Origin of the sequence: Ensifer sp. SSB1 (assembly GCF_016652895.1) — a bacterium.
In the GTDB taxonomy this organism is placed as follows: domain Bacteria; phylum Pseudomonadota; class Alphaproteobacteria; order Rhizobiales; family Rhizobiaceae; genus Ensifer.
The window spans coordinates 1-6,839 of sequence record NZ_JAEPRP010000266.1 but is presented as its reverse complement, the minus strand read 5'-3'; the positions used below and the strand labels follow the sequence as shown (position 1 = coordinate 6,839).

General features: G+C 57.5%; 4 protein-coding genes and 2 pseudogenes. 3 read left to right on the top strand and 3 right to left on the bottom strand.

Going from position 1 to position 6,839, the window contains the following annotated elements; genetic code table 11:
• Window positions 1–268: pseudogene (locus I8N66_RS35225) on the top strand (hypothetical protein); the annotation flags it as partial.
• A 112-nt stretch (window positions 269–380) separates the two neighbouring features.
• Here the strand turns inward: I8N66_RS35225 and I8N66_RS37655 are convergent.
• A complete protein-coding gene (locus tag I8N66_RS37655; RefSeq protein ID WP_365888377.1) occupies window positions 381–1,043 on the bottom strand; it encodes an SH3 domain-containing protein in 663 nt (220 codons plus the stop codon).
• A gap of 271 nt (window positions 1,044–1,314) precedes the next feature.
• Here I8N66_RS37655 and I8N66_RS35220 point away from each other — a divergent pair, with 271 nt between their 5' ends.
• Window positions 1,315–2,193, top strand: coding sequence for a hypothetical protein (locus tag I8N66_RS35220; protein WP_291164531.1), 879 nt, complete (start codon window positions 1,315–1,317; stop codon window positions 2,191–2,193).
• Between the two features lie 2,026 nt (window positions 2,194–4,219).
• On the opposite strand, the gene I8N66_RS35215 is transcribed toward I8N66_RS35220, so the two are convergent.
• A complete protein-coding gene (locus I8N66_RS35215; RefSeq protein WP_291164529.1) occupies window positions 4,220–4,507 on the bottom strand; it encodes a helix-turn-helix transcriptional regulator in 288 nt (95 codons plus the stop codon).
• Window positions 4,508–4,511: 4 nt separating this feature from the next.
• On the bottom strand, window positions 4,512–5,849 hold the full coding sequence (locus I8N66_RS35210) for a HipA domain-containing protein (RefSeq protein WP_291164526.1): 1,338 nt from the start codon (window positions 5,847–5,849) through the stop codon (window positions 4,512–4,514).
• 208 nt (window positions 5,850–6,057) lie between these two features.
• Between I8N66_RS35210 and I8N66_RS35205 the strand changes: the two are divergent.
• Window positions 6,058–6,839, top strand: a pseudogene (locus I8N66_RS35205) (ISNCY family transposase); the annotation flags it as partial.

The following is a 6,839-nucleotide window of genomic DNA, read 5'->3' as shown; positions in this document are numbered from 1 at the left end:
CACCTACGGAATAAAGCTGAACAAGAACTATGCGCAGGGTGCTGATGGTAGGCTTGGCAACGATCACGTTGAGATCAAAACCATCACCCCGTTCAAGTCCAAGGACGAGGTTTTCGTCAAGGTAGCAGGTAACTTCAGCAAGCTCCTCGTCGTGAAGATCAACGCGGACTTTGAAGTCTCATCCCGGATGGTCCATCGCTCGAAGCTTCCCAAAACGGCGAAACCTCTCCTGAGGATACGATGGAGAGATCTGCCTCACGCCGATTGATGGCTTCGTCAGCGACCACGCCTTTCCGGCAGCGGAGACTCGGCGAAATCTCAGAAAAGTTCGGGGCTTAATCCAATCAAGCCGACAACAATGCAATGGCCACCCCCCGGGATTACAATCGCGAGCGAAACGCATCGATCATCGCCCTTGAGACATCGCCCGAATAGCAGATTGGGGCTGCTCCGCCGGGCTTCGAATACGCACTCCTGCGCCCGCACCGCCGCCCAGCCCGATCGCGACTTTCCGGGCATGGGCACGAGCCGCTATAGCCGGCAATCGAGTCAGCGATGATGCGCTGTACGATCACGGAATCGGAAATCCGCGGGACTTCGATTGGATCTTCACGAGACGACTCTGCGGATTCAGGTGTATCGCGCTTTGGCTCCGACCGAGGTTTGTCGGAACTTAGGAGATGCGATGCAATCCACCCCTCCCTCCGTGTGAGATTGTCTAGGACACGGGACCATTCACCATCGACTGACAGTAAGCGGACCGGCCGACCCGCATCGTAGCGATCAAGGATCGGAAACTTCTTCCCTGGTCCTTCTCGTAAGGCGACGCGCTTGCCGCGTACGAAAACCGTGGTGGTCACTTCCTCAGTGTCGGCGCTTTCAACCGCTGCAGAGGACCGGCCTTGCTGAGGCGTGGCCGCAGAGACTTGCGCGCTACCTCCGGCCACGGGATTCTGTTCTTGTACGACAATTCTTGCTGAAGGCAGCCGCGTCTCATTGACTGCCGCCCGGTCGTCGCTATTTGCGCCGAGCCAATAGATCATTGTTACAGCTACGGCCCCACCAACAAGAAATCTTCGCATGATACTTCCCCGCCCCTGGGTTGTATCATTTAGCGCTTTCCTGAAGTCGGCAAGCCCACGAAATAGTCATCCGGGCTCGTGACCGAGATCCGCATTTTCCTTCAACCACGGACGGAACTTGGCGATCGCGACCCCTGACGTGTCGCTCCGTTAACCGTTGCGGCTTTTTCGTGTTGCAACTTCAATTTGATCAATGTTCTCTGAATATAAACAGAGCGTGGGAGTATCAATCTTGCCGAGTTTTCCGTTCGGCCTCATTCGCATATGGGCATTCTGCCTGGCCCTTTCGCTTGTGTGTAATCCAGCGCTCGCTGCCACAAAGAAATTTGGTCCCTTCTCGTTCGAGGAGAGTGACCCCAGCGTCATCACCCTCACGGGCGAGATCGACCTCTATTCCGCCCTGAACTTCCGGCGGGCGCTGCATGCATCACAGAAAGCCAGGTTGCTGGTGCTCGATAGCGTCGGCGGCGCTGTCCAGATGGCACTGTTGATTGCCGACGACGTGCATGAGAGGCGCCTCTCCACCTTTATTCCGAAAGGAAAAGGTTGCTACTCGGCCTGCGCCTTTATTTTTATGGCGGGTATCGAACGCCAGGTGGACGGTGAGCTTGGCGTCCACCAGATCTCCAGTGAATCGAACGATCTGGTGAACGCACAGCTGTCAATTTCCGATATCATCGACATGCTCGCTCGTTTCGATACGTCGGCAGAAGTCATGACAACGATGTTCAAGACGCCTCCGTCGCAGATGCATGTGTTCTCGAGCGAAGAAATCGCTCGCTATAAGCTCAACCGCAAGAACGCCGAGACAGCGTCGAACGAGCCGATCCCCACAACTCCGGCCGTCAGTCTCGAGGGTGCGCCCCCCTCGACGGCAAACTCAACCGCAGTCCCCACCCCTGAACCAAACAGCCAACAAGTGGCCGCTACCAACCCTTCGCCTATCGATCCCGGTCAGAGTGAGAAACTGTCGGCAATTGAAGAGTTTGCCCGTAAGCCGACGCGTATCGCCGTCTACACCGGCCTTGACCTGTTTGGCGATGACCTCGCGTCGAAGAGAACGGTCGACGTCGCCGAGTGCGCCACGAGCTGCCTGGAGGAAGACGACTGACGGAGGAAGTTCCCCTCGATACACTACACCCGTCGGCTCATAACCGATTGGTTGCAGGTTCGAGTCCTGCCGGGCCCACCATTTCACAAATACTATTCGCCAGACGCTTCGCCTGCTTCAGTCTCCGGCGGCCGCATGACCGTTACAGTGTTGGTCTAATTCGGAGACAACTTCTTGGTGCCACCGATCGGAACTCGATCAATACGAGGTTTCGGCACAGCGGTAAGACGCATTTTGCACGTGCAGCCCACCGGGCTGCATAGGACTCCGGAGTCCCCGGCGCAGACCTTGTCGTTCATAGCTTTGCAGTCGGCGCCGTCCCAAGTGCCTGTGCATGTGCACTGGTTGGTATTCACATCACAGCTGAAGCCAAGCGACGATCCCTGCAGTTTTCGCGTGGTGGCTTCCGATGGATCGGGCATCAGAACAGCCACGAATAGCGCTAAAACGACCTTCTTCATTTTCCCCTCCCCGTCGCGGTCGGATCTGCATCGACCGATCTGAACAGCCATGTTATATTAGTAATTATGAATATTATTGCATAGCGGGGACGACTGCGAAGAAAACGCTCAGACAACTTTATGTTTACGTGCACTGCAGTCGATGTAGGTGGAATCAATAGACGGGGCTGCATTGACAATTTAGTCGCTCGCGGGCCGCAGGTGTTCCTTCCAAGGAAGAACGCGCCGGCGCGATCTGTGAGCGGCTCCGAAATTCGTGATGACTTCGAGGGAGGCGGGTAATGAAGATGATCATTCTTTTCGCAGCACTAGCGCTCACGGCAACGGCCGCAGCGGCGGCGAGCAGATTGGGTGGGTCCCAGAGTTCGAACTTCTCCTGCGACGTCAACAGCGGCTATTGCACGTGCGAAGGCAGCTGGGAGGGGGCAGACTGCAAGGGAATGCTACCTAATTGCAAGCTGACGGACTCGAACGGGGACATCTGGCACAACTGCGAAATTGGCAAAGGCTGTAAGTGCAGGATGTTCAGGATGGCGCCGAAGCCAAAACGGGGGGAGTTGCAGCCCGTGCAAAAAAAGTGAATTAGCTGATCTCGTAATAGAAAAGCTGAGGCGGGTAGCCGCAGTCTACCCGAAGCCCTGTCATGGCGACGCTTTCCCGTTGCAGTGCCCGCGTGATTTGCGGACACCGCAACCGGCTTGCACGCATCGCCACAGGAAAGTCCCGGCCGCCTGTCCGACCCTTCCTCTTACCGCCTGAGGAGGGGCTTTTGCGCTTGCCGGATCGGAAACTGCAAGCCATTTGTAGACACGCGTCAATGGCATTAGATTTGACCCCACCACCATTGTCCTCTTTCGTCTGGCTCACTGGACAGCATTGAACCAAGCACTCATTACGCGATCGTCGAAGCGATCTCGAAGCCCGCCGTGGCCACCTGTTGGTCAGCAAGGGTGAGCAAAACCCCTTGTCGCCCTTCTCCGCACGGCGGTTAAGCGTCCAAGAATATGTCGCCGGGCACAGCCGGATATGGGAAAGATCGCGGTCCCCACGCGTTAGGCGGCGCCACTTCCGCCGGCGGCGCGGTCTCCACGAGGTCGGTATTGCACCACGTGCCGGTGATGCAGTCTGGATGCCTCGAACTTCAACGATTGCGGGACTGTGCGACAGAGCCGGTCGGCTGAGGCACTTGAGTGATACGGGACCGGCGATGGCTAGGCCGCGCCGCGTGCGGCTCCCGATGATACATTATGCGATCCAGAACGCACAAAGGGAACATTGCGTGATCTGCCCGAAGTAGCGTCAGCCAAAAAGCGATCAGAGCCCGGCCTGGACGCCGGGACCTGTACGCACTCCAAAGGAACTTAACTCTGCTACGCCACTGCGATCTTCGGCGGCTGCCACGATCCGTCGATGATTGCGTCCCTGCCCTAATAGGCGCGGATGAAGAGTAGCGCGTAGATCGCGGCAAGGCTGTTGCGTATCACGCAAATCCCAGCCGACCGGGCTCTAAACACCACGTCCTCCAGAACACGAGTTGGTCGGATGCTGTTCCCGAGCGCTGCGGTCTAGGGATCCTGCCGCACCTTCGGCACGAAGCCCACTGTGAAACCGAATAGCCGGCCAATCTTATCCAACGTCTCCAACGTCGGGTTGGCAGTGCCCGCTTCGATTTCCGCGACCTGTCTACGTGTGAGGCCGAGGGTGTCGGCAAACTCCTGCTGGGTGAGGCCAATGCTTTTCCGCATATCCATCACAGCATCCGGCAAGCGCAAGTCGCCACGTCGCGCGTGTTCCGCAACGTCATGACGCATCACCGAAATCTGCTCTTTCGTCGGTTTTTTCCATCGGGCCACTCGATCAAGCTCCTTCCGGTTTAGAGAACGCAACTTCAACACTGTCGGCGATCTCGCTGCAGCGCATCATGGCCCGTTCGATGATGACATCCGGCGCTCCCAACTCCTTCGCATGGCTCGGAGCCAGTCTCAGGCGCTGTGCAAAAGCCCGCAGCTCAACTATCAGCTTGGCCTGAACGTCGCCATCGGGCCAGACCTCAGCGCAAATCCGTTTCCAGTCAGGAGAATGGTCCAGGCCGGCGTCGCGCATGGAGACCCAGCGGGTAGATCGCACAATGCCCTCTTTCGCCAGACGCATCGGCGCAAAGTCAAAGAGTGGCGACAGTCGGATCGTTCCGTCCGGGTACTTGCTCAATGCGGAGTTCCGACCGTGGTTATCTGGATTGCCGAGCGCCAGGTTGGCGATATCGCGTTTCAAGTATTCTGCGACGTCGGCACTCGGGTCGCCCGAGTGCCGCTTCAGTAAATCGATATACGCCTCATGTGTGCCGATGTGACCGAACTCAGCAACACCAATCGCGGAAACGAGGCTTTCCTGTCCGAGGCGGATCGTTTGTCCGTTCGCGCCAAAGCTTCGATCAAAACGAGGAATGATGAGCACGCCGTCAGCGTAGATCGATGGTTCTTTGACGTTGAGACCGAGTTCCAGCGCAATTCGCGAATAGTGCGCTTCGCCCTCTAGTATGATGCGGTCAACGACTTCGGTGCTACGAACAAGCTTTACGATGACGTGCCGTAAGGCATCGTCATCTTTCACGATGCTGTCGGGATAAAAGAGCCCGTCTTTCGCCTGGGTCATTGACACTTTCGGCCATTCACCCTGCAATCCGCTAGAACCGGAAGCCAACATTGCGAAACGGTCGGCAACTTCCATAAAGCGGTCCGATCGCCCGAGGATATCCGCCTCCGTTACGCCCTGCCGTTGCAAGCCGCTCAATCGAGCGGACTCCGCGTCTGCCGCTTCCTTGATGCGGATATTGCCAATTCCGCCCGTCGCGGCTCGCAGCAACAAAGATAGATCCGATGAACGGGCCACTTCGTCGAGCCCGATGTGCTCGGTCAACTTTCGCCGCGCATGGCCTTGTGGCATGAGATCCAGGAGGAAGGCTGGCCAGTGGCGGCTGTACCGATTTTCAAGGTCAATCGGATAGCGAACAGACAATGCGCGGTGATCGCAAATGGTCTGACCCGCAGCGAAACCCTGCGCGGCCGTGGCGAGAAAGTAGTCGAGATCGTAGTCGACGACCGAACTACCGACGTAGCCGGCATCGTCATCTTTCAGCTCAAGATTTGCAGCGTCGTGCCATTTGCCGTCAAAGTGGATCTGCAGCGTCAGTTTCATTTTTAGACCCCTTTAAGGGGATAAATACCGCCATGACCCGATTTTATCAACCCTTAAAAGGGTCGGAAAATCCTAATTGAAGTGCACACGCCGGTTTTCAGGGGTAGGGGTTCAGCCTCCCTCTTGCAAATGTGCGCGGAACACTTCGGCCGGCGTCCTGTAGTCGAGGCACTTTCGCGGCTGGTCGTTGAGATGGCGAGCGAGCTGGATGAAGATCGACGGTTCCGAGCATCGCTGGTTCGAAGATCGGGGCGATCCATGTTCATTGCTGGTGTTCATCGATGATGCGACCGGCAAGCTGATGCAGTTGCGGTTTGTGCGCTCGGAAAGTGCGTTCAGCTATTTCGAAGCGCTGGAACTCTATCTGAAGGCGCATGGTGCTCCCGCCGCGTTCTATTCCGACAAGCATTCGGTGTTCCGGGTGGCGAAGAAGGATGCCAAGGGCGGTCAGGGCATGACCCAGTTCGGGCGTGCACTTTGCGAGTTAAACATCGAGATTCTTTGCGCAAACTCGAGCCAGGCCAAGGGCCGGGTCGAACGGATGAACCGGACGCTACAGGACCGGTTGATCAAGGATCTGCGCCTGGAGGGCATCTGCGGCATGGACGACGGCAACGCTTTCCTGCCTCGGTTCATGGAGCGCTATAACCGCCAGTTTGCCATTACCCCTACCCGATCTGACGATCTGCATCGGCCGCTGAACCTTGCCCCGGATCGGCTGCGCGACGTGCTATGCAAACGTGAGCAGCGTTATGTCGGTGCCCAGTTGACGTTTTCGTTCGAGCGCCAGCGGATCATGCTGGAGGAGACCGAGGTGACGCGCGGGCTGGTCGGTCGCTATGTCGAGACCTACGCGCTTGCCGACGGCAGGCTGGATGTGCGGTGGAAAGGGCATTCCCTGCCCTACCGGGTGTTCGACAAGGACCAGCGGGTGACGCATGTGCGCCGCGAAGCAGTCATTGAAGCGATCAAGCCCGACGCCGGAGGCGG

Coding starts and splice junctions, on each gene's coding strand:
- I8N66_RS35210 (WP_291164526.1), bottom strand. CDS start 5,849: ATGAAACTGACGCTGCAGATCCACTTTGACGGCAAATGGCACGACGCT.
- I8N66_RS37655 (WP_365888377.1), bottom strand. CDS start 1,043: ATGATCTATTGGCTCGGCGCAAATAGCGACGACCGGGCGGCAGTCAAT.